This is a genomic window from Burkholderia sp. BCC0506 (assembly GCF_902833145.1).
Lineage (GTDB): Bacteria > Pseudomonadota > Gammaproteobacteria > Burkholderiales > Burkholderiaceae > Burkholderia.
In genome coordinates, this window is sequence record NZ_CADFEN010000013.1 from 224,217 (window position 1) to 247,583 (window position 23,367).

Annotated in this window: 18 protein-coding genes; 8 read left to right on the forward strand and 10 right to left on the reverse strand. The window is 60.1% G+C overall.

The window, feature by feature from the left end:
* Positions 1-19 precede the first annotated feature (19 nt).
* Positions 20-1,171, forward strand: coding sequence for a glycosyltransferase family 1 protein (locus HWX62_RS27330; RefSeq protein ID WP_244136104.1), 1,152 nt, complete (start codon positions 20-22; stop codon positions 1,169-1,171).
* A 1-nt stretch (position 1,172) separates the two neighbouring features.
* On the opposite strand, the gene HWX62_RS27335 is transcribed toward HWX62_RS27330, so the two are convergent.
* The 7 genes from HWX62_RS27335 to HWX62_RS27365 all read right to left on the reverse strand — a co-directional run bounded on the left by HWX62_RS27335 (position 1,173) and on the right by HWX62_RS27365 (position 11,116).
* Entirely contained in the window at positions 1,173-2,291 is a 1,119-nt protein-coding gene (locus tag HWX62_RS27335; RefSeq protein ID WP_175933342.1) for a glycosyltransferase family 1 protein, read from the reverse strand.
* Complete coding sequence (locus tag HWX62_RS27340; RefSeq protein ID WP_175933341.1) at positions 2,288-3,181, reverse strand: GDP-mannose 4,6-dehydratase; 894 nt, start codon at positions 3,179-3,181, stop codon at positions 2,288-2,290. The genes HWX62_RS27335 and HWX62_RS27340 overlap by 4 nt, the downstream gene beginning before the upstream one ends.
* Before the next feature lie 3 nt (positions 3,182-3,184).
* Positions 3,185-4,222, reverse strand: a complete 1,038-nt coding sequence (gene gmd, locus HWX62_RS27345) for a GDP-mannose 4,6-dehydratase (protein ID WP_175985286.1) — start codon at positions 4,220-4,222, stop codon at positions 3,185-3,187.
* An 81-nt stretch (positions 4,223-4,303) separates the two neighbouring features.
* Positions 4,304-5,983 carry a glycosyltransferase family 1 protein gene (locus tag HWX62_RS27350; RefSeq protein ID WP_175933330.1) on the reverse strand — a complete coding sequence of 560 codons (1,680 nt, stop codon included), beginning with the start codon at positions 5,981-5,983 and terminating at the stop codon, positions 4,304-4,306.
* A gap of 79 nt (positions 5,984-6,062) precedes the next feature.
* Positions 6,063-7,304 carry a glycosyltransferase gene (locus HWX62_RS27355; RefSeq protein WP_175933331.1) on the reverse strand — a complete coding sequence of 414 codons (1,242 nt, stop codon included), beginning with the start codon at positions 7,302-7,304 and terminating at the stop codon, positions 6,063-6,065.
* Entirely contained in the window at positions 7,301-9,769 is a 2,469-nt protein-coding gene (locus HWX62_RS27360; RefSeq protein ID WP_175985279.1) for an FkbM family methyltransferase, read from the reverse strand. Before HWX62_RS27360 ends, HWX62_RS27355 begins: the two co-directional genes overlap by 4 nt.
* A gap of 180 nt (positions 9,770-9,949) precedes the next feature.
* Entirely contained in the window at positions 9,950-11,116 is a 1,167-nt protein-coding gene (locus tag HWX62_RS27365; RefSeq protein WP_175933317.1) for a polysaccharide biosynthesis/export family protein, read from the reverse strand.
* A 135-nt stretch (positions 11,117-11,251) separates the two neighbouring features.
* On the opposite strand from HWX62_RS27365, the gene HWX62_RS27370 reads away from it, so the two are divergent.
* From HWX62_RS27370 to HWX62_RS27385, 4 genes are all read left to right on the forward strand, one after another.
* Entirely contained in the window at positions 11,252-12,406 is a 1,155-nt protein-coding gene (locus HWX62_RS27370; protein ID WP_175933316.1) for a glycosyltransferase family 1 protein, read from the forward strand.
* 351 nt (positions 12,407-12,757) lie between these two features.
* Positions 12,758-14,446, forward strand: a complete 1,689-nt coding sequence (locus HWX62_RS27375) for a capsular biosynthesis protein (RefSeq protein WP_347879943.1) — start codon at positions 12,758-12,760, stop codon at positions 14,444-14,446.
* Between the two features lie 101 nt (positions 14,447-14,547).
* Positions 14,548-15,972 (forward strand): mannose-1-phosphate guanylyltransferase/mannose-6-phosphate isomerase, encoded by a 1,425-nt coding sequence (locus tag HWX62_RS27380; protein WP_175933314.1) that lies wholly within the window; start codon positions 14,548-14,550, stop codon positions 15,970-15,972.
* 189 nt (positions 15,973-16,161) lie between these two features.
* Positions 16,162-16,974 (forward strand): mechanosensitive ion channel family protein, encoded by an 813-nt coding sequence (locus HWX62_RS27385; RefSeq protein ID WP_175933313.1) that lies wholly within the window; start codon positions 16,162-16,164, stop codon positions 16,972-16,974.
* A gap of 91 nt (positions 16,975-17,065) precedes the next feature.
* On the opposite strand, the gene HWX62_RS27390 is transcribed toward HWX62_RS27385, so the two are convergent.
* Entirely contained in the window at positions 17,066-17,749 is a 684-nt protein-coding gene (locus HWX62_RS27390) for a DedA family protein (RefSeq protein WP_058902161.1), read from the reverse strand.
* A 183-nt stretch (positions 17,750-17,932) separates the two neighbouring features.
* Here HWX62_RS27390 and mutL point away from each other — a divergent pair, with 183 nt between their 5' ends.
* The gene (gene mutL / locus HWX62_RS27395; RefSeq protein WP_175933312.1) at positions 17,933-19,927 is read left to right on the forward strand and encodes a DNA mismatch repair endonuclease MutL; all 1,995 of its coding nucleotides are present in this window, start codon (positions 17,933-17,935) and stop codon (positions 19,925-19,927) included.
* On the forward strand, positions 19,924-20,898 hold the full coding sequence (gene miaA / locus HWX62_RS27400) for a tRNA (adenosine(37)-N6)-dimethylallyltransferase MiaA (RefSeq protein ID WP_175933311.1): 975 nt from the start codon (positions 19,924-19,926) through the stop codon (positions 20,896-20,898). Before mutL ends, miaA begins: the two co-directional genes overlap by 4 nt.
* Before the next feature lie 4 nt (positions 20,899-20,902).
* On the opposite strand, the gene tetR is transcribed toward miaA, so the two are convergent.
* On the reverse strand, positions 20,903-21,535 hold the full coding sequence (tetR, locus tag HWX62_RS27405; RefSeq protein ID WP_175985281.1) for a tetracycline resistance transcriptional repressor TetR: 633 nt from the start codon (positions 21,533-21,535) through the stop codon (positions 20,903-20,905).
* Positions 21,536-21,555: 20 nt separating this feature from the next.
* Between tetR and tet the strand changes: the two genes are divergently transcribed.
* Positions 21,556-22,791, forward strand: a complete 1,236-nt coding sequence (gene tet, locus HWX62_RS27410) for a Tet(A)/Tet(B)/Tet(C) family tetracycline efflux MFS transporter (RefSeq protein ID WP_208458654.1) — start codon at positions 21,556-21,558, stop codon at positions 22,789-22,791.
* A gap of 22 nt (positions 22,792-22,813) precedes the next feature.
* On the opposite strand, the gene HWX62_RS27415 is transcribed toward tet, so the two are convergent.
* Positions 22,814-23,209, reverse strand: a complete 396-nt coding sequence (locus tag HWX62_RS27415; protein ID WP_175933309.1) for an SgcJ/EcaC family oxidoreductase — start codon at positions 23,207-23,209, stop codon at positions 22,814-22,816.
* Between the last annotated feature and the right edge of the window lie 158 nt (positions 23,210-23,367).

A 23,367-nucleotide genomic window follows, 5' to 3' on the forward strand; every position in this document is an offset into this window, starting at 1 on the left:
GCGACAATTACTCGTAGACGTGTCTATCATCGCCGCGCACGACGCGGGCACCGGCATCCAACGGGTAGTCCGCTCGCTTCTCGCCCAGCTACTGCAATCACCACCCGATGGCTTCACCGTACGCCCGATCTGCGCAACTAGAAGATCCTCTTATCGCTATGCGGATAGTTTCCTCGCAGAACAAACGTCAGTGCCAAACCACCGCCCTCTCGACACAGCAAACAATCCAGCAATTACCACTGTACGCGTCGAACCGGGCGACATTTTCGTCGGACTTGACTTGACGAGCCGCATCATTCCGCGGCGGCAGCGCGATCTACTCGCGTGGAAACGACAAGGGGTGCGGTGCGCATTTGTCGTTTACGACTTGTTGCCATTTCAGCATCCATATTGGTTTACCCCACGCGCGCGGCGTTCATTCAAGCACTGGCTGTCCACGCTCGCCGTGCATGCAGACGCGCTTTGGTGCATCTCTCGCACTGTCGCCCGTGACACCCATGAATTGATGCAGAAGCGCTTTGGCTTAACGGCCGACGACACCACGATTTGCTCGTTCGATCTAGGAACGAGCGCTCCCGATCCCTTATCCGCACCACCATTCTTCGCGCCCAATTCGTCTCGTCGCACGCCTATGCGTCCGATGTTGCTGATGGTTGGAACTATTGAACCTCGCAAAGGGCACGTGCAAGTGCTCAACGCGTTCGATGTGCTATGGAGAAACGGAACTGAGGTCGAGCTCGTGATCGTCGGCGCACCAGGCTGGCACGTCGAACCCGTCGTCGACCTACTAACGCAGCATCCGCAGAACGAACGACGCCTGTTTTGGCTACGCGATACCGACGATGCACAACTCGAGGCGCTATACGCTCGGGCGGACGGCCTCGTTATGGCCTCGGAGGCCGAGGGCTTTGGGTTGCCCATCATCGAGGCGGCTCGACATGGCAAACCACTGTTCCTACGTGATCTAGATGTTTTCCACGAAGTTGCTAGAGAACACGCGACCTATTTTCGTGCAACGACTGGTGAAGCGCTAGCCCTCCAATTGTCGGACTGGCTCGCTCAGTTGGCAGCTGGCACTGCGCCGACAAGCGAAGCGATCAAGCCAGTCACGTGGGCGACAAGCGCCGCTCAACTGAAGGCTCTTATAGCGACACTCGCCGGCACCGCGTAGCTCACGCGAAGCGACTACAAATATCCAACGTCCTCCGCGCACATCGGGTCCAGGTGGTTTCGCTTGCAACCGCCAAGCCGCGCTCGATCGCCGTCGCGCGCCACTCGTCATCGCATATCACTCTCGCAATACCATCACGCAGTGCCACGTGATCGCCAGGTTCGACGAGCCATGCGGCTCCGTCTGCCACCTCGGGCAGCGACGAACAGTTGGAAGTCAGTGTTGGCACACCGCTCGCGAGCGCCTCGAGTACGGGCAACCCGAACCCTTCGTAAAGTGACGGAAAAAAGAACGCGTGTGCACCAGCATAGAGAAAGGGTAGTGCCGTTTCCGGCACGAAACCCAGATAGCGCAGCCACCCCTCCCGCTCACCGCGCACAACGTTCTGTTTCAACGCATCGCTCAGCCAGCCCTCGCTGCCAACCAACACAAGCGGGAAGCGCGACTTTAGTGAGAGCGGCAGCTCCGCGTATGCGGCAAGTAGCGCATCGATCCGCTTGCGTGGCTCAAGCGTCGAGACGCAGAGCGTATAGGCGCCGGGCACCAGTTGGTATCTAGCGAGCGGCTCGAAAAGCACTTCACGCTCGTGCTGCCTAAATTCCGGCGGCACGCCGAGGCGCACCGAAGTAATCTTTTCGAGTGGCCAACCGAAGTGGCCGGCCACCTCATGACGAATCGCCTCAGAATCGGTAATGATGTGTGCAGTGCGCGCAAGCGTCGACGCAAAGCTACGCTCAAAGTGGCGAATACGCTCGACGGGGTGGGTCTCGGGATACTTGAAGACCGATAAGTCGTGCACGGTGACAATACCGCCTTCAACCCATTCCGGCAGAAAATAGTTCGGTGAATGAAAGACATGTTCGTGAATGACACGCCTTTCATGCCACTGCTGCAATCGAGCCGATAAGCGTGGCCAGAAACCTTTTCTTCGAAACGCGGGACTACGCGGTGGTCCATTCAACAGGTTGTGCGGATCGCTCACCCATTGCCCAGCAAAAAAATAACGGATTGAACCGAGTCCGCTGTCTGGTGTTGCATAATACTTTGCCAACTCCCATGTATAGCGACCGATTCCAGTTAACGGTGGAACAATCGCGTCCACCGCAAGAATCAACTTCAAGTCGCACTCTCCAGCATCCATTTCAGCGTCTCGCGCAGCGGAATCGACGATAACTCGCCAATTGCATTACGCAACTTCGAACCATTACCGATCAGCTTACGAACTTCGTTCGCCCGCACGAAGTTGGGATTAACGCGAATTTCAGGTCGATGGTCGGTAAGCTCCTCCATCGTTGCCAGTATGTCGCGCAGTGAGTATCCTACACCTGAGCAGACGTTGAATGTTTCACCCGAAAATGTGCCGTCAAGTAGCTTCTCATATTTAGAGACCACCGTGCGCACATCAGAGAAATCTCGGATCACGTCGAGATTGCCGAGCTCTAACACATTTTCGCGCGCTCGGAAATTCGCAACGATCTTCGGCAACAGGAAATTCACCGACTGACCGACACCCGTGTAATTGAACGGCCTCACAACAACGATTGGCAGCCGCTCGCGCCAGAGTTGAGAAACAAACTCCATGGATAGCTTACTGACCGCATAATCGTTCACTGGCGCGGGCGGTATAGATTCGTCGATCAATTCTTGACCCGCGTTGCCATACACATTCGCACTGCTCGCGAGCAGCACCGAGCGCGGCACACATGACGAAGAAGTCAATGCGTCGAGCAAATTCCGTGTGCCGACAATGTTAGTCCGGTAAATAGCGCCTACATCATTGTGTGCTACGAACGCGATTGCAGCCAAATGCACGACTGCATCTGGTTGCTCACGCTCAAATACGTCAATGAGCTGGTCTCGATCGAGCAGGTCAACAGCATGCGTACGCCAGTCAAGATCATCTCGAGCGCGTCGGACCAAACCGCATACATCATGTCCACTTTCCGTCAGTTTCCGGGCGAGATATCGCCCGGTAAAACCGCCGATCCCACTGATCAGAACTTTTGCCATAAATCAGAACGAGAAACCTGTTTCGTTGCGACGAATGTCTGCCTCGACCATCATTTGGCAAAGCTGCTCAAGCGTCGTCGTCGGTGTCCAGCCGAGTTCTTCGCATGCCTTCTTCGGGTCGCCAATCAGCAGATCCACCTCAGCCGGTCGATAGAATTTCGGATTGATTTTCACGATTGTCTTGCCCGACACCCGATCGATTCCCATTTCGCCCTCGTTACTACCTTCCCACACGAGTTGGAAGCCAGCAGCACGCGCTGCCATGCCAACGAAATCCCGGACTTTCTCGGTTCGATTCGTAGCAAGCACGTACGTGTCGGGTTTGTCGGCCTGCAACATACGCCACATTCCTTCAACGTATTCCTTCGCGAAACCCCAATCTCGCTTCGCGTCGAGATTGCCGAGTTCGAGCACATCAAGCTTCCCAAGCTTGATCTTGGCGATACTGTCAGTGATCTTGCGCGTTACGAACTCGCGCCCCCGCAGCGGCGACTCGTGATTGAACAAGATACCGCTACAACCAAAGATGCCGTAACTCTCACGATAGTTGACCGTGATCCAGTGCGCATAGAGCTTAGCGACACCATACGGGCTACGCGGATAGAACGGGGTCGTCTCTGTCTGAGGAATCGCCTGCACCTTACCAAACATCTCCGACGTGCTCGCTTGGTAAAAGCGAATTGAGGGATTTACAACTCGAATCGCTTCGAGCAGGTTCAGCGGACCAACACCCGTAATTTCTGCCGTCGTGATGGGTTGATCAAACGACACACCAACGAAACTCTGTGCAGCAAGATTGTAAACTTCAGATGCTTGAGTCGTCTGCAATAACCGAATGCTCGCACTCAAATCGGTCAGATCGTACTCGACCAGATGCAGGTTCGGGTGCGATGTAATGCCGAGCTCGTCAATGCGCCAAAAATTGACCGAACTGGTTCGACGATAAGTTCCATAGACCACATACCCCTTATCGAGAAGAAGCTGAGCAAGATATGCTCCGTCTTGGCCAGTAATTCCGGTAATAATTGCAGTAACGCTCATCATTTACTCTCTAAATTAGATTTGAACAATTTTTATATTTCTGCAAAACGATACACCCGCTTCGAACGTGTTCAAATTTACTCATCGCTTCACAATTTCCATCCGAGTCAGCTGCATCTGCGTCCCGGGGTCGACACAACGCACTTCAAAATCGCGAAGATTATCGGCCACATCAACGTTGAATTCGATGATGAGTGACTCCTCACCCGTGTGCTTACGGGGAAAATGAATATGGCCGCTCCAGAGACATTCTTTGCCATCGTTCGCAACGAAATCAAATAATAAGTTTGCGTCCTTTGCGTCGTCCGATGCCCCGAACACCCTCACGGTGTAGTTTCCTGCCCTCATAGCGCGATGTGGGCCGTACATCAGGAAACCGGCATTCCCGCTGCCCTTCAAACTGGAGCCGACGTGAATACCCACTTGCGTGCTGCAATCGTAGCCCGGATAGATCACGGTCGGTCCGCCTGGCTCTTCCCCTAGAACACCGTCAATCACTTGCTTGACCGCTGCGGCCGTACCAGCCCATGTGCGCACTCGATACTCACTTCTCACTCGCCGCTCAATTTCTTGAATCTTCGACGGTGCCGTGCACCATTCGAGAATCGCATCGGCCCACGCCTGCACATCCCACGCCGGCAGATAGCGGACTAAATCACCACCGACTTCCGGCAACGAGCCTTGATCCGAACTCAGCACCGCCTTTCCCATCGCAAGCGCTTCGCCTACAGGCAGCCCCCATCCCTCGTACAGAGACGGATACGCGAAAAAAAGCGTTTGCTTGTACAACTGCATCAACTCATAGTCGGTGACGTGATTGAGCTGAACGATCAGATCGCGCGTCAACGGATCGAGCTCAATGTCCTTCAGCAGATCGCCAACGCCCCAGCCGGCCATTCCAACAAACACGAGCCGCGGCAGTTTGTCGCCATGCCCATCCCGACACAGTCGATGATATGCCCGATAGAGAGTCTCGTGATTCTTTCGGCGCTCGATTGTGGACACGAACAAGATGAATGGCTTGCGCAAAACGTTCTGGACGTCCGGCCCCACTTCGCCGTTACCTGCCGGCACATTGTCGCCGAGCGGAATTACGTGTGACGGCCTGATGGGAGAGCCAATCCGATCGCAAAGTGCGAGATAATCCTTCTTCGATTGCTCGGAGATGCAAAGCACCGCGCTTGAACCCCATGCGAGGAAGTTAAAGTACTCCTTGAATCGACTCGATACGTCGCCGACACAGTATTGCGGAAACAAAACCGGAATCAAATCATAACAGCAAGTGATCACGTGAATGCCTTGCTTTTTCCGGAGATTGTAAAATTCGGATGAGTAGGGTTGATCCCAGTCGAGTCCAACCGATACCAGAATGTCGCCCGCGGCCGGCGTCAGTCGATATTGCGAATCACCGAGTGGCACCTCCAGCCCAATACTCTCCTTGCCGTTCTTCAAGCGCGCCTTTTTCCCGAACAAATCAAGCGCGCGATACAGAAAACGGCGCGACAGATCGAACGATTCAGTGCGCGGCAACATCATATCTACGACATCATCGATCCCTTTGGCGCGGTCGTCGACAGATTCCGTCCATTCGATGAATTGACCGTCCTGCCAAACGCATCTCCGGAAACGATGCCTGCCGTAGATAGCCTCAAGTTCCTTGCAAAGTGCCTGCTCGACGCGAACGATACCGACCGGCGGTCGATTCCAGTTCGCGCTAGTCGTGACGTTCATCCAAATCAGTGGTGCATTCTTTCGCGACATGCATGATCCTTTCTTCACTACTGGATGCCACTCTACCCGCACGCGGGCAGCGGCATAGAACACGGTATGGACCTCGCGGTCAGATCTGGCTTTGCAGTTCTCGCTGCGAAGTCAAAGCGGCACGGGGATGCTGCGCAAGGCCGTCGATATAATCAACTAACCCACGCAGCGTCTCCTCCCAAAGCACCGACGCACGACTCGTGCGCTCTTCGTTCGTCAGCGATAGCGGCGGCGCTGCCATCGCCTGCCGCAGGGCAGCAACAAAACCGCGACTATCGTCTGCTATCGTCACACCGCGCGCACTCACAAACTCGTCAAAACCGCGCATCGCGACTGACGTCGCGACAATATTCTTGCCCGCCCATAGCGCTTCTGCCGTTTTCAGGTTGGTGCCACCGCCATGCGTTATCGGCAAGATGATTGTATGCGCCAGCGTAAGGAGGCCTTGGAGGCAATCCTCCGACACAACACCAGCCAATACGGTCGCGCGCGCCAAGCCGGCTATGCGATGGAAACGCGGATCTGACATAATCGCCGGGCCAGCGCTGCCGGCAAGCACAAGTGATTCGTCGGGAGCGAGGCACCCCACACCCTCCGCGAACATGTCGAAGAATCCAGTGATGTTTGGCGGATGTGCCGATGCGCAAAATAGTGCGACCTTGCGATGCAGTGCGATCCGGTTTGCCTCATCGAGTCCGGCACGCGTCGTCACACGACGTGCGACGCCGTTCTGCGCAAGAATGCATTTTGTGGCGGTTTTTGGCTGCATCCATTCAATATCGTCCCGCGATACAGCGCATACACCATGCGCATCGCGCAAGGCGTTGATCTCTGCCTCCAGGATCAAATCACGAGCCATCTCGGCTCGCTCCGTCGAGCGCAAATATTGAATAATGATGTCATAACGCAATCCGTGCTCGACATTCTCAGAGCTGTATATTAGTCGAGTATTGACAAGCTTATTTTCCTTCACAAAACGCTTAGCGAATTCGAATAGCCAAGGGTTTTCGACGATAATTACATCTGGATTAAAAGCGATTTTATCTGCCAGCGATCGATAGGCGTCGTCATCTCGAGCATAAAGACGCCCGATAGCCAGATCCTCCAGCAACCCTGGATCCTGTATCTGTTCTCGCAATTTTTCATATCCGGGAAAATCACAGAATGAAGTTTCCTGCGGATACTGATCACTTCCCAGCACGCCAGCCGATTGCACCTCATGCCCAGATGCACGAAGCATTTTTACAATATTTGCAACCCGATGTTGGCCACCATGCGCCGGAGCTTCAATCGGATACGTACTGAGAGTTAGTATTTTCATTTGTCGCCATCCATTCCACGGAAATCAATTGCAGCCCCTCGACGATCCTCATACTGCTGCTGCATTTCCGCACCCATCCTAACCAAATGATTTTCAAGAGCTCGCAGATCCTTCAAATGACGACCCACACCAAAGAAGAAGAGCATACCTTGCACAACTGCGCCAATCACCGGCACATTGAACAACTTGTTCGCAATTATTGCCCCCTTCAAATGGGAAATCTTAACGCCATGCCGCTGAGCTTCTTTGGATTTTTGAATATCTGCCAGAATCAGGATCTTGCTCACGCCCGCCCTAACACGATTCAGATAGTGCTGTTCGCCGTACTCGTCTGGCTCTCGCTTTAACAATGCGAGGTACGCGGCGCGCACGAAATTCCTATCGTGCAACGAAATAAAATCGTCCAAACTATACTTGCCGTCGCTCCGAACGATAAATTCCGGCTGGAAGTTTATTTTCAACATTTTCATGCGAGTCATACGATGCTCCGCAGACGCCATTTCGAGTTGCTCCTCGATCGATGGTGCGAGATAGCACACGTCGATCTTCGGCCCACACCCTACAAAAGAGAGCGCTTTCGCGAACAAACCTTGCTCTTTCTCGGCGCGCCCGAGGCGATATCCTTCCCACAAATACTTCGCATTCCGCTCAGCCAACACGCGAGCTTGATTTGCATGAGCACTTAATTGAGCTTCGTACTTCGACCTCAACGCGTCGTATTCGGTATTGCGACTATCGATCTGTGACCGCAAGAAAGATAGATCATTTGCATGCTGCTGCTCATGGCGGATTCGCTGCGCTTCAGCTTCTCGCAACAAAGTCTCGTAATGTTGACTCAAAGCAGTCTTTTCTCGCTCAAGATCGAGTACAACCGTCTCGTATGCCTCCAGTCGCGCTTTATGCTCCGCCCGAAGTTCAACGACGATCGCATGCTGTGCGTCACGCTCTTCGATGCGTTCACGGCGCAACGCCGTAAGCGCCAAGGCGTAGTTATCTGCGAGCCGCGTGTTGTCTGCCTTGGCTTGCGCTATTGCGATCTGGGCTTGCCGTTGTAACTCCCGCTCACGTTCGTGATGTCGGTCACGCTCTTCGGCCAGCATCCGCCGCAGTTCCGCAAGCTCCGCACCATACATAGCAACTAAGCGTGCGCGCTCGTCTTCCGCGTCCTTACGAAACAAAAAAACCTGCTGGCGAAACTCTTCTTCGGCTTGCTCCCTCTGCTGCCTCAACAACTCCACATGAGCGAGGCGCTCGCTCTCAATCGCCTGCGCTGCCTCGTCGATTCGGCTTTCGCGCTCTGCAAGGGTAACGCACCATTCGCGTTCGCGGGCAACAAGGATACCTTGCCATTCACGTTCGCGCTCCACGAGGGCATCCTGCCATTCGCGCTCGCGCTCCGCATGCTTGCGCGCCTGCTCCGCCAATGCAGCGTTGGCTTTATCGGAGATATCAAGTAGCTGCCGCTGGGTGTCCTGCTCGCGCAGGACAGCATCTTCAAGTGCGGCCTCCAGCTTTGTTCGGAAAGCGGCCAACTCGCCGAACCTTTCTCGATCATGAGCCGCCCATTGCTGCTCCTGCTCGCGAAAGGCCTGTTCGGCCGTCAGCATCTTTTCGAGCGCGAAGCGCTCTTGTTCAGCACAACACTTGCCAAGCGTATCCAGTTCTTCACTCAGCGAGCGAATACGCGCCTGACTTTCCTGTTCGTTTTGCCGCAGTGCCGCCTGCGCAGCATCAAGCGCTACGCGCCCGCGCTCGACAATCAAGCGATGAAACGGCGCGTTGGATTCGCCACTCATTGCGACATCGTCGAAAACATTCGGCGGCGTTCGAAACGCCTCCTCAAGCTCCCTTCGGGACTCCGAAACGTAGAATCTATTTAATCCATCGAAATAAACCGATCTATATCCGAGTCGAGTAAGTATAGATTCCCACTCGCCATGCCGCTCAATTTTCGTCATTGGGAGCGTACTTTCAACGACAACAATCCATGGCTTGATATTCGAATTCTTCCAGCTCTCGAGCACCTGCCGCTCGAATCCTTCGACATCAATTTTCAGCCAATGGATATCGCGCCCGTCAGTCAGTTCGAATATCGAATCGAGCGTCGTGCATGGGACAACGGTCTCATGCGAGTTATAGCCGCGCTCGCGATGCTCGGCCGCAATATCCGGATCTGCCGTTGAGATGCCCGTTCCAGGAATCTCGTAGAACTGTAAAACGCCCTGCTTATTCGCAACTGCCGCCTGGACTATCGTTTCGTCCGGCCGCTGGCTGCGCAGCGCGTTCGCATAGAATGGTGTCGGCTCAACATGAATGCCGCGCCATCCATGCTCGTAGAATAGAAGACTGACGGAATCGACACGCGGATCCTGCGCCCCGATGTCGATGTAAAAACCGCGCTCAATGTGTCCGAGCGCGCGCCAAAGCATCACATCCTCGAAGTTCTGTGCGTAAGAAGTGATCATCAAACCATGAACCTTAGGCAGACATTCTTCAAAGAAACGCCGCCCGATGATAGAAAGGCCTGCGCTTAGCCGGATCGTCGAACATGCCGCGAATTCGCTAAGGCGCGGACGTTCGTAGGTGACATCACCTCAAATCAAAATACTGCCCTATCGGCGCCTGCGACACGCACCGACACACACTCACTTGAAGGTCTGGACCCCTGTGACTACCGGATATGCGACCGAGAAGACCAAATTCAAAACCTTCTGAACATCAGTAATAGGCGCATTCGAAACATACAGCAGATCTTTGTTATCCATCACAAAATCTTGCGCAACAAAGAAGGAATTGGGATCCCGCAAATTCACGCGGTAAATCACCGGCACCTTGCCATCTGCTGTCGTACGAATCGGCTTGCTCGGCCACTGTAACGCATCGGCCTTCTCAAACCGAAAAATAAATACTCCGCGCGCATCCGAGCGCGAATCCTCCAGACCACCAGCTCGAGCAAGCGCCTGTGCGAGCGTAATCCCCTGCGCCTCGAAGTTGATTTCCTGGTTCTTCCCCGTCGCACCCAGCGACAGAAAACTGTAAGGCTGATACAAGGCCGTAACCACGTCCCCCGCATGAAGCGGAACATTTTGACGTGGATCGTGGATAACGGTTTCGAGAGGTAATGACGCCACGTCATTACCTCGCGTAATCTGAATCGTTGTCTTGTCAATTGGCTGGCGAACGCCACCAGCACTTGCCAATGCATCCAACAGTCGCTCGCCCCTTGCCGTTAGCGGCATCCGTGTACTACCCGCCACATCACCCACCACGGTCACATAGGAGGTTACGTTTTGAGAAAGCTTGACCAACACTTGCGGATCGTGCGCCATTCCCCGCAACCGAGCAGCAATATCGCTTTGCAACTGGGTAGGTGTGCGCCCCGCAGCCTTCACCGCTCCGACGAACGGCACAGTAACATTGCCCCCTCCATCGACAGCTTGATCAGGCAACACTGTGACGTGTCCACCACCCAGATTGCCCTTCGAATCCACCTGCGCCGCGCTGAATAGTGTCGCAGGCGGGGCTTCCCAGATTGTTACGGAAATTGTGTCACCGACCCCTAATTGCTGACGGAAAACGACGCCGCCGCCCAGCGACGTTGCGAAGTCGGAACGCTTACGCCCCGAATATAGTTCCCGCGCAACCCTGTCGGTCAAATCGACAATCTGGACGCCCGACGGATTAGCCGGCTGCCCCGCCTGCTCGATCTGTGCGGTAGTAGGCCCGGAGGTGGGGACGATTGAGCAACCAACTAGCAGGGCGGCAGACCCACTGAACACTACCCCAAGTGCACTACTTAGCAAACGCGGCATTTTTTCTTCAAGAGCCTGTGGCTAAAATCGGTCCGTATTGTCGCATGTTGCTCGTTCCAATAGAATAGTGCGGCCAAAAACATACATGAATGCAACATCCTTCGCGCTCGCGAGCAAACCAACCACCCGCACACCGTGCAAAAAAAAATACTTCTGGACGTGACGCGCCTGCTTTCGCGCCTTTTCGATGGCTTGCTACCGACTGGCGTAGATCGTGTTGGGCTCGCCTATATCCAGAGGTACGGCCACACAGCGCAGGCGGTGTTGAGCGAGCGGGGATTCTCCCTCTTGCTGAATGAAAACGACTCAAGAACAGCTTTTGACATACTTCTGTCGTCGAATTCTGATCGCAGCAAAATCCGCAGATTCGTCGTACGGGCGTCGCTGAATCGAAATTTACGGCATCGTGACAGCCACGGATTTCTGTTGCATACAAGTCACACCGGGATGGAATTTCAGCGGTACCACCGAGCGATGGCACGTCGGAACGTTCGTACCGTCTTCATGATCCACGATCTGATACCGCTAACCCACGCTGAATACTGCCGCGCTGGAGTCGATAACACGCACCGGTATCGAATTCATACTGCGTTAAGCCATGCGTCAGGCCTGATAGCCAACTCGCAAGCCACCCTCGATTCACTGGCCGAGGAAGCCCAAAACATGGGGATCGCGATGCCGCCGAGTGCAGTTGCGCATCTCGCGCCTGGTGTCGACCGTGGCCCCCCGAGCATCCCGCTGATCGAGGCGCCCTACTTCGTGATGCTCGGCACCATCGAGCCCCGCAAGAACCACTGGTTCTTGCTTCATATTTGGCGCCGCCTTGTAGAACAAATGGGCGATGCTGCTCCGAAACTCGTGCTCATAGGTCGTCGCGGCTGGGAATGCGAAAACGTCGTTGACATGCTTGAGCGCTGCGCACCGCTACGCGGTGCGGTCATAGAGGAGCCGAACTGCACCGACGAACGCTTGCATGCATGGCTCCGACATGCTCGGGCACTGCTCTTCCCGTCGTTTGTCGAGGGGTATGGCATGCCGCTCGTCGAAGCCCTCACGCTACAGGTCCCCGTTCTGGCAAGCAATCTCCCGGTCTTTCAAGAAATTGCAGCGGATATTCCAGACTACCTTGATCCGCTCGACGGAATTGGCTGGCTCGCCCGAATTCGGTCCTATACGCACCCCGATAGCGCGGACCGAGCCAAACAAATCGAGCGTATCGCTCGCTTTCGCGAGCCAACCTGGGCAGAGCATTTCGAACAAGTCGACCGATTCCTCGATACGCTTCATTGAATGAACGATACGACGACTCGGCCATCCCCTCTCCCGAACGAACGCTCCCTTGACCCGCGTGCGTTCGTGCGCGGCCGACGCCTATTGAGGCTGCTCGTAGGCCAATCACCGTTTGTCTGGGTAGATCATTGGACTGGAGCAGCCGTCGCCAGAATCACACTCCGCCTGTACCCCGCTACTCAGCCAGTCTGTCCGGGGCCGGTCGCCGCGCGTCATGGCGTACGTCAACCCGCGCTCTCATGGTTCCATATTCCCCGTCATTTCGTTGGACGCGGAGGACTCATCGCCGCGCTAAATAAAGCTCTCAGCACAGGCACCCACGAGACCGGCCACCCGCGAACCAGAATACTGATGCAGCGCGTGCTGGAAGTAGATGCCCTTCACGTACGCCGTCGTACGCGTGATCTTCCTTACGAGTGGCAAACGACTTCCGGTAACACGCGTGTTGTTCTGTTCGACGAACGGGAAACGACACAAACCGACGTATTTACTCCAGCAAATGAACGGCGCCAGCGATTTATGGAGATGGTCAAGGCCGCCCGTCTTGAGCACCCAGATGGGGAATTTTGGCTCATGCGCTCCGCGGACACTGGTAAAGGAGACTGGCTATCAGCTCGTGTATCGTTGCAGTCTGGTACGCGAACTTTAAGCGCAGACCATTCGCTACGTGACATCCTCGCCCGTGCAGACATCGTTTATGTTCTAGGCGCATCAGAAGGCATGGGCGCTCTACTCGCCGGCGTTCCTGTTCGGGTCTTCGGTTCCCCATACTATGCTGGCTGGGGCTTGACGAACGATCACGCCGAAATGCCGGAACGTATTGCTCGCCCAACCCTCGATAGACTGTTCGATGCGACATTTCTTGATTTCGCAGGATATTTCGATCCCCAATATCATCGGCTCGGCACACTCGAATCCGTTCTCGACAGCATTGAGCTACAGCATGCCGTTGCCGCACGGTATGCGGAACTGAAACAAGTCACCGGCGTGCGCTTTCAGTGGTGGAAGCGCCCATTCGCCACTCCCTTTCTTATGAGCGGTGGCGGTTCGATTCGATGGGTATCCGATCCCGCTCAGGTACGGAAATCAGAGCACGCTGCGATTTGGGGTGGCCGACCGGCAGACGGGCTTGCGCCTAGCGTCCCGCATATCAGAATCGAGGACGGCTTTCTGCATTCGACCGGCCTCGGCTCCGACATGTGCCCGCCCTACAGCCAAGTAATCGACCATCTTGGCATCTATTTCGACGCAAGCCGCCCCAGTGATCTGACCGTGATCTTGAACAACGCGAACTTCACTGAGCGAGAATTGGCACGAGCAGCTGCATTGCGACTGGAAATCATTCGCGCCGGGGTCACGAAATACAATCTCGGACGACGCAAGCCCGAATGGCACGCTCCGATCGGCAGACGTGTCGTGCTCGTAGCGGGACAAGTGGCCGACGATGCGTCCATTCGCCTCGGCACAAGCGGTATCTCCACATCGGAGGCGCTACTTCATGAAGTCCGCATCAACAATCCCGATGCGTTTATCGTATACAAACCGCATCCGGATGTATTGTCTGGAAACCGTGTTGGGCTTATCGATGCGGCGAGCCTTGCCGACATAGTCGATTCTGATGCAGATCTTCTCTCGCTCATTGAAGTCTCGGACGAGCTACATACGCTCTCGTCGCTCGCCGGATTCGACGCACTGATTCGCGGCAAAGCAGTTCATACGTATGGCCGACCGTTTTACGCCGGCTGGGGACTGACGACAGATGCGCTACCTCAGAGTTGGCGCGAACGGCAGCTATCGCTCGATATGCTTACGGCCGGTGTCTTCCTACGTTATGCCATCTACTGGGACTGGCAGTTACAGCTTTTCACAACACCCGAAGCCATTGTCCGTCAGTTGGCACCGTCAGCGGCCCGTCCGCTCAGTAAGATTCATGGAAATCGACTACGCCCAATGCTCAAAGTAATGCGCTGGAGCCGTAACGCTCTACGTCACCTCGCGTGGCGCAGACGTCAATATGAAAAAGGGATGCGGGCCATGTGACGCATTCGCAATAATTCGCGCCCCGACAATAGGGGCTAGTTGCCAATCGTCCGTTTGAGGTAAAGGCGGGCATCGAGGACTTTCCAATCCGGGGTATTCCAGTGATTTATCCAGTCATTTTGTGTGGCGGCAGCGGCACCCGCCTTTGGCCCATGTCGCGAGGCGGCTATCCGAAGCAATACCTGAAGCTGACGGGTGACCAGACGCTCGTCCAGCAGACGGCCCTCCGCCTACAGCACATCCCTGGCGCCGCAGCCCCCATCGTCGTCACCAACAACGACCAACGCTTCCTCGTCGCGGAACAACTCCGCCAAGTCAACATCACGCCGTCGTCGATCGTGCTTGAGCCGGTGGGCCGCAACACCGCGCCCGCAATCGCGATCGCCGCGTTGCTCGCCCTGCACGAGTCACCCGACGCACTGCTACTGGTACTGCCGTCCGACCACGTGATCCTCAACGAGCCCGCATTCATCGCCGCAGCCACTGAGGCAGCGGCGATCGCAGCAGACCAGCACCTTGTCACGTTCGGCATCACGCCGACGGAAGCGCATACCGGCTTCGGCTATATCCGTCGCGGCCAAGCCATCGCGGACGGCAAGCAGGTCTTCAAGGTCGACGCATTCGTCGAAAAACCCGACGCACCGACCGCAGAGCGCTTCCTCAGCGACGGCAATTACTACTGGAACAGCGGCATGTTCATGCTGAAGGCGTCCACGTACATGGAGGATCTGCATCGCCATGCACCGGAGATCGCCCGCCAGGCAGAACTCGCATTCGAATCGGCCAAGCGCGACAACGACTTCCTCCGTCTCGACGCCGAAGCATTCGGAGCCTGCCCGAATGTCTCGATCGACTACGCAGTGATGGAGAAAACCGAACGCGCAGCCGTCGTCGCGGCGGCCGACCTCGGCTGGAACGACATCGGGTCGTGGAGCGCGCTAGCGGACATTGCGGAAGCCGACGAGCAAGGCAACGCACTCATCGGCGACATCTTCACCGACTCGGTGAAGAATTCGTACATCCGCGCTGAACACCGGATGGTCGCCGCCCTCGGCCTCGACAACATCGTGATCGTGGAAACGGCCGACGCCGTGCTGGTCGCGCATCGCGACAAGGCACAGGATGTCAAGAAAATCGTCGAATGGCTGAACGCCTCCGGCCGCCACGAATCGGTCACGCACCGCCGCGTCGTTCGCCCGTGGGGCTCGTACGAAGGCATCGACCAAGGTGACCGTTTCCAGGTCAAGCGCATCATCGTGAACCCGGGCGCACAGCTCAGCCTCCAGATGCACCACCATCGCGCCGAACACTGGATCGTCGTGAAGGGCACGGCGATGGTCACGAACGGCGACAAGGAAATCATGCTGACCGAGAACCAGTCGACCTACATCCCGCTCGGCGCGACGCACCGGCTGACGAACCCCGGCAAGATTCCGCTCGAACTGATCGAAGTCCAGTCGGGCGCGTATCTCGGCGAGGACGACATCGTCCGCTTCGAGGACACTTACGGCCGCGCAGCACGGTAAACGAGTCAACACCCGGCGCGCGCCACGACAGGTCGCGCCCCAAACGGGCAGCACGCACCCGCGTCCTGCCCGTTTTTCATTACGTCAACCAATGTCAGGCCGGTTGCCCACCCCTCGCAGGTCAGGTTATAAAAGCGCCACCCATTCCGGTGCATGCGCCGCCCTTTTACCCTTGACCTCGGAGAACGCATGATCGATCTCGCCACCGCCCAGCAATTCCTGATGACCCGCGGCCTCGACTTCGGCCTAAACCTCCTCGCGGCCATCGTGCTGTGGTTCGTCGGCCGCTGGGCGATCCGCATCGGTACCCGCCTGCTCGGCAAGGTCGTCCGCCGCAGCGGCAAGGTCGACCCGACGCTCGCCGACTACCTGACCTCCGTCGTCGGCGTATTGCTGACAATCCTGCTGATCCTCGCGATCCTGCAGATCTTCGGCGTGCAGACGACTTCGTTCGCCGCGTTACTCGCCGGCCTCGGCCTCGCGATCGGCACGGCCTGGGGTGGCTTGCTCGCGCATTTCGCCGCCGGCGTGTTCATGCAGGTGCTGCGCCCGTTCAAGATCGGCGACGTGATCAGCGCGGGCGGCGTCACGGGCACCGTGAAGGAGCTCGGCCTGTTCGGCACGACGATCATCACCGCCGACAACATCGTGACGATCGTCGGCAACAACAAGATCTTCTCGGACAACATCGCGAACTACAGCGCGACGCCGCATCGCCGCGTCGACCTGACCGCGAAGATCGCGCACAGCGTCGACGCGGCAGATGCGATCAACCGCCTGAAGACGCAGATCCAGCTGGTGCCGAACGTGCTGAAAGTGCCGGCACCGGACGTCGGCGTGCTGCAGTTCACGCCGGAAGGCCCGCTGCTGTTCGTGCGCCCGTCGACTCAGCCGGAGAACTACTGGCAGGTGTACTGCGACACCAATCGCGTGATCCTCGATACGTTCCGCGAGGCCGGCTATCCGACGCCGGAAACCCCAGTCTCGCAACGCAACGCGTGACGGAAGCGGCGCCCGAGCCGCGCAAACGAAAAAAAGCGTGGCAGTTCACCGCTGCCACGCTTTTTCATTGCATCGAAAACGAAGCCCGCGCTCAGCGCCCCCCCGCCTTCGGCGCCCCCCCCGAGCGCCGCCCGCGCACGAGCTTCCACACCGCGCCGAGCGCGACCGGCACGATCGCCGCGCCGATCCCGACCAGCACGATCACGTTCAGGTACTGCCGGATGAACGGAATGTTGCCGAAGAAATAGCCGAGCAGCACGAGCAGCAGCACCCACACCAGCGCGCCGATCACGTTGAACAACTGAAAGCGCGCAACGCTCATCGACGACGCGCCCGCGACGAACGGTGCGAACGTGCGCACGACCGGAATGAAACGCGCGAGCACGATCGTCTTGCCGCCGTGCTTGTCGTAGAACGAGTGGGTCTTCTGCAGCGCGGCGCGATCGAGGAACCGCTCGAGCACCGGGATATGCGTATTGAACACCTTCGGGCCGATCCAGCGGCCGATCAGGTAGTTCACGGTATTGCCGGAAATCGCCGCGACGAGCAGCAGCACGATCAGCAGGCCGACGTTCATTTCGCCCGTCGCCGCGAACGCGCCGCCGATGAACAGCAGCGAATCGCCGGGCAGGAACGGGAACACGACGAGCCCCGTCTCGCAGAACACGATCAGGAACAGGACGAGATAGACCCATGCGCCGTACTGCCGGATGAAATCGCCGAGGAAAGCATCGATATGCAGGACAAGATTGACGAAATGAAGCAGCGTATCCAAATGCGATTCCTCGAAGGCGATGGGGCCGGAACGGCCGGAGCAGGCCAGGTATGGCGGAGGCGCCCGCCAGCCAAGACGGCGCGCGCAACGCAGTGATGATACCGAAACTACCTTAAGGCGCCGTGAAAAAACGTAACGGCCGGCTGCCCCGGCATGCGTTCGCCGCCTCGCTATAATTCGGCCATGTCCGATATCACCGAAACGGCCGCGGGCGCCGCGCCCGCCCCCGCCGCGCGCCCGCTGCGCGCGATCCAGCCCCTGCCCGACCAGCTGATCAGCCAGATCGCCGCCGGCGAGGTCGTCGAACGCCCGGCGTCGGTCGTCAAGGAGTTGCTCGAGAACGCGATGGACGCCGGCGCGACGACGCTGCGCATCGTGCTGGAAGAAGGCGGCGTCAAGCGCATCTCGATCACCGACGACGGCTGCGGGATTCCGCCCGACGAACTGGCGCTCGCGCTGATGCGCCACGCGACCAGCAAGATCCGCTCGCTCGAGGAGCTCGAGGCGGTCGCGACGCTGGGTTTTCGCGGTGAAGCGCTCGCGTCGATCGCGTCGGTCGCCGAGATGTCGATCACGAGCCGGACGGCCGATGCCGCGCATGCGATGAAGATCGATGCGCAAACGGGCGTGCTGTCGCCCGCCGCCGGCTCGGTCGGCACGACGATCGAGGTGCGCGAGCTGTACTTCAACACGCCCGCGCGGCGCAAGTTCCTGAAGAGCGAGCAGACAGAATTCGGCCACTGCCTGGAAATGATCCGCCGCGCGGCGCTTGCGCGGCCGGACGTCGCGATCTCGGTGCTGCACAACGGCAAGGCCGTCGAGCACTGGAATGCGACCGAGCCCGCGCAGCGCGTCGCGAAGATCCTCGGCGACGGCTTCGCGACCGCGCACCTGCCGCTCGACGAGCGCGCCGGCCCGCTCGCCGTCTACGGCTGCGCCGGCCTGCCGACCGCGAGCCGCGGGCGCGCCGACCAGCAGTATTTCTTCGTGAACGGCCGCTTCGTGCGCGACAAGCTGCTGACGCACGCGGTGCGCGCGGCCTACGAGGACGTGCTGCACGGCGACCGCTACCCGTCCTACGTGCTGTTCCTCGACCTGCCGCCCGAAGCGGTCGACGTGAACGTGCATCCGTCGAAGATCGAGGTGCGGTTCCGCGATTCGCGCTCGATCCACCAGTACGTGTTCCACGCGGTGCAGCGGGCGCTCGCGCGCCACGCGGGCGCGTCGCCGGAAACCACCGCGGGCGGCCATGCCGCGCATATCGAGCCCGCGCCGCGCGGGCCGGCGTCGTTCCTCGACACGCCGCTCGGCCAGGGCGCGAGCCATGCGACCGGTGGCGCCGGCGGCAGCGGCTTCTCGTCGCCGTCGTCGTCATCGTCGGCGGGCAACACCTGGATGCGCCAGGCGCGGATGACGCAGGGCACGCTGCCCGTCGCGCAGCCGCTCGCGCTCTACGACGCGCTGTTCGGCCGCAAGGACAGCGGCGCGGGCACGCCGGACGGCACGACGCTCGTCGCGCGCGATGCGACCGACGCACCGGCCGCGCCGCTGCCGGGCTTCGCCGCGGCGCCGCTCGCCGCCGGCACGCACGACGAGCAGCCGCTCGGCTTCGCGCTCGGCCAGATTCACGGCATCTACGTGCTCGCGCAGAATGCGTACGGCCTCGTGATCGTCGACATGCATGCGGCGCACGAGCGGATCCTGTACGAGCAGTTCAAGAACGCACTCGCCGATCGTTCGGTCGCCGTGCAGTCGCTGCTGCTGCCGATCTCGATGACGGCCACGCCGGTCGAGATCGGCACGGTCGAAGAAGAGCGCGACACGCTGGAATCGCTCGGCTTCGACCTCGCGGTGCTGTCGCCGACGACGCTCGCGATCCGCGCGGTGCCGGCGCTGCTGAAGGATGCCGACCTGCAGTCGCTCGCGCGCGCGGTGCTGGCCGACCTGCACGCGTTCGGCGGCTCGCGCGTGCTCACCGAGCGCCAGCACGAACTGCTCGGCACGCTCGCGTGCCATCACGCGGTGCGCGCGAACCGGCGCCTGACGCTCGACGAGATGAACGCGCTGCTGCGCCAGATGGAGGCGACCGAGCGCGCGGACCAGTGCAATCACGGCCGGCCGACCTGGTATCAGCTCACGCTGAACGATCTCGACCGTCTCTTCATGCGCGGGCAATGAGCGCGTCTTCTCAGTCCCGCCCGACGACGATCGCCTGCCTGCTCGGCCCCACCGCCTCGGGGAAGACGGCGGCGGCGCTGGCGCTCGCCGCGCGCCGCCCGATCGAGATCGTCAGCGTCGATTCGGCGCTCGTCTACCGCGACATGGATATCGGCACCGCGAAACCGTCGCGCGACGAGCGCGCGAGCGTGCCGCATCACCTGATCGACATCATCGACCCGGCCGACGCGTATTCGGCCGCGGAATTCCGCGCGGACACGCTGCGGCTGATCGGCGAGATCGTCGCGCGCGGCCGCACACCGCTGCTCGCGGGCGGCACGATGCTGTACTACAAGGCGCTGACGCACGGGCTCAACGATCTGCCGGGCGCCGACCCGGAGATCCGCGCGGCACTCGACGCCGACGCCGCCCGCGACGGCTGGCCCGCGCTGCACGCGCGGCTCGCGCAGGTCGATCCCGACACGGCCGCGCGGCTCGCGCCGAACGATTCGCAGCGGATCCAGCGCGCACTGGAAATCTTCATGCTGAGCGGGCAGCCGATGTCGGTGCTGCTCGCCGCGCCGCGCCGCACGGACGATGCGGCCGCCGCATACCGCTTCGTGCCGGTCGCGCTCGAGCCGTCGGATCGCGCGGTGCTGCACGCGCGGATCGCGCAGCGCTTCGACGCGATGCTCGACGCGGGCTTCATCGACGAAGTCGAACGGCTGCGGCGCCGCGACGATCTCCATCCCGACCTGCCGTCGATGCGTTGCGTCGGCTACCGGCAGGCGTGGGAATTCCTCGACGGCGACATCGACTACCGGACGATGCGCGACAAGGGCATCTTCGCGACCCGCCAGCTGTGCAAGCGCCAGATCACGTGGCTGCGCGCGATGCCGGAGCGGATCGTGGTCGACTGCGTCGCGCCGGATTCGACGGCCCGCGCGCTCGACGCGCTCGAACGCGTGCTCGACGGCCGCACGCCGGACTGACCGCTCAACCCGCCCGACGCGCCGCCAGGCGCGCGCGGGCGCCGTCGACGATCCATGCGATGCCGCGCTCGAACGCTTCGTCGCCGCTGCGCTCCCGCAGCGTGGCCCAGCCTTGCGCGAACAACGGATACTCGGCCGCATCCGGCAGCAGCGCATCGGCGTCTGCGTCCGGCTGCGCCTGCTCTTCCAGCACCCAGCCGACCACGAAGCGCCCGATCGCGACCATCACGTCGACCGCCTCGTCCGGCTTGAACCCCGCTTCGCCCAGCAGCGCGACCTTGCGTTCGATCGAGCTGAAATGCAGCGCGCGCGGCCGCGTGCCGGCGTGCAGGCGCGCGCCGTCGCGATAGGCGAGCAGCGCACGGCGGAAACTGCGCGCATTCTCCGCGAGCCATACGTCCCAGACGTCGCCCGGCTCCGGCAGCGACGCGCCATGGCGCTCGAGCATGATCGCCTCGGCCATCGCGTCGAGCAGTTCGGCCTTGTTCCTGAAATGCCAGTACAGCGTCGGCGACTGCACGCCGAGCCGCTCGGCCAGCCGCCGGGTCGACAACGCGTCGATGCCGACTTCATTCAGCAGGTCGAGCGCCGCGCGCAATACCGTATCGCGCGTCAGCCGCGCGCCCGTGTCCTTCATCTCTATCACCGATAGGGAAAATGTGGAATACTCCGTACTCTATCATCGATAGGGTGACACCCTTGAATCCGTCCCTGATTGCCATCCTGGCCACGGTGCTGCTCGACGCGATCGGCGTCGGCATCGTGATGCCGATCCTGCCCGGGCTGCTGCGCTCGCTGGCCTCCGCGGGCAGCACCGACACCCACTATGGCATCCTGCTCGCGCTGTACGCGTTCGCGCAGTTCCTCTGTGCGCCGCTGCTCGGCACACTGAGCGACCGGTTCGGCCGCCGCCCGGTGCTGCTCGCGTCGCTCGCGGGCGCCGCGCTCGACTATCTGCTGATGGCGCTCGCGCCGACGCTCGCGTGGCTTTACGTCGGGCGGCTGATCGCGGGCATCACCGGCGCGAACGTCGCGGTCGCGACCGCATACGTGACCGACGTGACGGCCGAGCCCGACCGCGCGCGGCGCTTCGGCCAGCTCGGCGCGATGATGGGCACCGGCTTCATCGCCGGCCCGCTGATCGGCGGGCTGCTCGGCGCGCTGCACCTGCGTGCGCCGTTCGTCGCGGCCGCATTGCTCAACGCGCTGAATCTCGTGCTCGTGTGGCGTGTATTGCCGGAATCGCGCGCGCCGTCGGCCCGGCAAGGCCGCGCGGTCGGTACGCTCAACCCGTTCGCGAGCCTGCGCCGGCTGAGCGGCGCGCCCGCGCTCGCGCCGCTGGTCGGCATCTACGTGATCGTGGCGCTCGTGTCGCAGGCGCCCGCGACGCTGTGGATCCTGTACGGCCAGGAACATTTCGGCTGGTCGACACCGATCGCGGGGCTGTCGCTTGCCGGTTACGGCGCGTGCCACGCGCTCGCGCAGGCGTTTGCGATCGGGCCGCTGATCGCGCGGCTCGGCGAGCGGCGCGCGCTCGCACTGGGCCTGGCGGGCGATGCGCTCGGGCTGGCGGTCATCGCGTTCGCGACCGCCGCATGGGTGCCGTTCGCGCTGCTGCCGTTGTTCGCGGCCGGCGGCATGACGCTGCCGGCGTTGCAGGCGATGCTCGCGCGGCAGGTCGACGAGGCGCGCCAGGGCGAACTGCAGGGCACGCTCGCGAGCGTGGGGAGCCTGATCGGCGTCGCGGGGCCGCTGGTCGTCACCGCGACCTACGCGGCGACGCGCGCGACGTGGCCGGGGCTCGTGTGGGCCGCGGCCGCGCTGCTGTACCTGCTGGTGCCGCCATTGCTGGCCGGCGCGCGCCCGGCGAACGCGCCGCGGGCGTCCGCGTAGGCGTCGGCATGCGCGGTCGCGCTCAGCCCGCGAGCGTGACGAGATTCGCGTCGCGCACGAGCTGCCAGCGGCCGTCGGCCTTGCGGAAGATCGTCAGCGTGTGGCCCGACCGGCGGATCGTGTTGCCGCCCGGCGGCGTCGCGTCGATTTCGATGAAATTGCGCATGTACGCCCAGTCGCCGATCACGCGCAGCTCGTCGATCCGGTACCGGCCGTCGATCGTCGGTGCGTGTTCTGCGCCGGCGTTCGCGTCGCGCGACGCGGCCGCGAACGCCGCCTTGTCGAACGGCGGCTGGCCGGCCACCATGAAGATCGCGTCGTCGGCGATCAGGTCGAGCACGGTCGCCAGATCGCCGCGCCGGCTCGACACGAACCAGGTGTCCACGAGTTCGCGGATCGCGCGTTCGTCTTCGGTCATCGTCATTCCTCCTGCATCGGCGCGCGTCCGTGTTCCCGGCAGCGCCCGAAAAAAAAGGTTCATCGAGGATTACCGGGGAACGCGGCGCGAATCTTGAGGAAGAAGTATTCGTCGTCGCGGTACCCGTAAGCTCGACGCTTGATGACCTTGATGGTGTT

What these genes read in the sequence shown, in the direction of transcription:
- HWX62_RS27355 (WP_175933331.1), bottom strand. Translation starts at nt 7,304, where the DNA reads ATGAAAATACTAACTCTCAGTACGTATCCGATTGAAGCTCCGGCGCAT.
- gmd (WP_175985286.1), bottom strand. Translation starts at nt 4,222, where the DNA reads ATGAGCGTTACTGCAATTATTACCGGAATTACTGGCCAAGACGGAGCA.
- HWX62_RS27350 (WP_175933330.1), bottom strand. Translation starts at nt 5,983, where the DNA reads ATGTCGCGAAAGAATGCACCACTGATTTGGATGAACGTCACGACTAGC.
- tetR (WP_175985281.1), bottom strand. Translation starts at nt 21,535, where the DNA reads ATGAAGGACACGGGCGCGCGGCTGACGCGCGATACGGTATTGCGCGCG.
- tet (WP_208458654.1), top strand. Translation starts at nt 21,556, where the DNA reads ATGTGGAATACTCCGTACTCTATCATCGATAGGGTGACACCCTTGAAT.
- HWX62_RS27365 (WP_175933317.1), bottom strand. Translation starts at nt 11,116, where the DNA reads ATGCCGCGTTTGCTAAGTAGTGCACTTGGGGTAGTGTTCAGTGGGTCT.
- miaA (WP_175933311.1), top strand. Translation starts at nt 19,924, where the DNA reads ATGAGCGCGTCTTCTCAGTCCCGCCCGACGACGATCGCCTGCCTGCTC.
- HWX62_RS27340 (WP_175933341.1), bottom strand. Translation starts at nt 3,181, where the DNA reads ATGGCAAAAGTTCTGATCAGTGGGATCGGCGGTTTTACCGGGCGATAT.
- HWX62_RS27360 (WP_175985279.1), bottom strand. Translation starts at nt 9,769, where the DNA reads ATGATCACTTCTTACGCACAGAACTTCGAGGATGTGATGCTTTGGCGC.
- HWX62_RS27415 (WP_175933309.1), bottom strand. Translation starts at nt 23,209, where the DNA reads ATGACCGAAGACGAACGCGCGATCCGCGAACTCGTGGACACCTGGTTC.
- HWX62_RS27375 (WP_347879943.1), top strand. Translation starts at nt 12,758, where the DNA reads ATGCAGCGCGTGCTGGAAGTAGATGCCCTTCACGTACGCCGTCGTACG.
- HWX62_RS27385 (WP_175933313.1), top strand. Translation starts at nt 16,162, where the DNA reads ATGATCGATCTCGCCACCGCCCAGCAATTCCTGATGACCCGCGGCCTC.
- mutL (WP_175933312.1), top strand. Translation starts at nt 17,933, where the DNA reads ATGTCCGATATCACCGAAACGGCCGCGGGCGCCGCGCCCGCCCCCGCC.